Raw genomic sequence first — 420 nt, forward strand, 5'->3', positions numbered from 1 at the left:
GATCAACGCCGATACGGGCAGTACGATCCAGATCAGTAACGATGGCGGCAGCAGCTATCTGGATACGATCAATGCCAATGGCGATGCGGGTATCACGCTGGATGCCGGTTCGAGCCTGGACTTGGTGGGTAGCGGGAATGTCGTCACTGCCGCTAATGGTGACCAGATCACTGCGACCGACAACACGATCGACGCCAACAATGCATCGTTGACGCTTATCGACAGCGGTGCGGCAGATATCGTCGACGGGACAGCGCTTTCGATCACCTCCAACTCCAGTGCGCTGACGCTGGACGGCACGGGTATCACGCTGTCTGGTACCAAGGATACCGATGAACTGGGCGATGGCAGCTCGGTGACGGAAACGGCCAGCGGCAATACGCTGGACATGGATGCGGGCTCGACGTTGGACGATACGTC

At 58.6% G+C, this 420-nt stretch carries 1 protein-coding gene; it reads left to right on the forward strand.

The features are described 5' to 3' along the window. On the forward strand, window positions 1–420 hold a 420-nt coding region (locus ISP15_RS18640; protein WP_404549444.1), incomplete at both ends, for a hypothetical protein.

The sequence above is a fragment of the Dyella jejuensis genome, from assembly GCF_044904675.1.
In the GTDB taxonomy this organism is placed as follows: domain Bacteria; phylum Pseudomonadota; class Gammaproteobacteria; order Xanthomonadales; family Rhodanobacteraceae; genus Dyella_B; species Dyella_B jejuensis.